The 1,179-nt window shown below is 62.3% G+C and carries 1 protein-coding gene and 1 pseudogene; both read right to left on the bottom strand.

The genetic code is table 11. The features are described 5' to 3' along the window. Positions 1-123 precede the first annotated feature (123 nt). Positions 124-891, bottom strand: a complete 768-nt coding sequence (gene istB / locus OKA11_RS24355; protein ID WP_267225201.1) for an IS21-like element ISSsp5 family helper ATPase IstB — start codon at positions 889-891, stop codon at positions 124-126. Continuing rightward, positions 888-1,179: pseudogene (locus tag OKA11_RS24350) on the bottom strand (IS21 family transposase); the annotation flags it as partial. The pseudogene OKA11_RS24350 and the gene istB, both read right to left, overlap by 4 nt.

Genomic DNA, 1,179 nt, shown 5'->3' with positions numbered 1-1,179 from the left:
TGTCAACGGCGGAGCAAAAGTCGGCCATGGGGCGGCGTAAAACCAGGCCATCGAGTTACACGCCGGGGGGAGTGGCGTGAGGGCGTAGCCCGAGGGCCACTCCCCCCGGCATTGGCTTGATTTTTAGGGTCTGGTTTTGGCCTTGCGGGCCCGGCTGTGAGCGAGGCGATAGCTTTCGCCATTCATCTCGAGGATGCTGACGTGATGGGTCAGGCGGTCAAGGAGCGCGCCGGTGAGACGCTCGGATCCGAAGGTTTCGGTCCACTCGTCGAAGGGTAGGTTGCTGGTGATCAAGGTGGAGCCGCGTTCGTAACGTTGGGAGATCAGCTCGAACAACAGTTCGGCGCCGGTCTTGGAGAGCGGTACGAAGCCCAGTTCGTCGATGATGAGCAGTTTGTATCCGACCATCTGCTTCTGGAAGCGCAGGAGACGCCGCTCGTCGCGCGCCTCCATCATTTCGCTGACCAGCGCCGCCGCAGTGGTGAAGCCCACCGACAGCCCTTTCTGGCATGCTGCCAGTCCGAGCCCCAAAGCTACGTGCGTCTTTCCGGTGCCCGATGGTCCCAGAGCGATGGCGTTCTCACGCCGCTCGATCCACTCGCAGCGCGCCATCTCGAGCACCTGCATCTTGTTGAGCCTGGGGATGACGGCGAAGTCGAAGCTGTCGAGGCTTTTGACGGCGGGGAAGCGCGCGGCCTTGATGCGCCGCTCGACCATACGACGCTCCCTGTCGATCATCTCCATCTCGACGAGACGGGCGAGGAAGCGGATATGATCGACGCCTTCGGCGGCACATTGCCGGGCGAGCTTGTGATGCTCTCGCAGGCACGTAGGCAGCTTGAGTGCCTTGAGATTGTGAGCGAGAAGAAGCTCCGGGGCCTGATCGCTCATGCGGCCTCCTGCTGGTCGGAGAGCAGGCTCAGATAGGCTCTGGCAAAGGTCTTCTCGACCGTTGTGCGTGGCAGGAAGGGATAGACGTCCAGGTCCAGCCTGGGCGGTACGCGTTCGACCCGGCACAGGACGAGGTGCTTGACGGCATCGAAGCCGATGGCGCCAAGATCAATGGCCTGTTCCACCGCCGCCTGGAGATCGGCGACGGTGAACGTTTCCAACAGGCGCAGCACCTGTACATATTCACGCCTGCCATGCTTGTGCATGCGGCCTTCCATCAACCGCTGC

This window comes from Novosphingobium clariflavum (assembly GCF_026420865.1).
Classification (GTDB): domain Bacteria; phylum Pseudomonadota; class Alphaproteobacteria; order Sphingomonadales; family Sphingomonadaceae; genus Novosphingobium; species Novosphingobium clariflavum.
This window is presented reverse-complemented; position numbering and strand designations above follow the sequence as displayed.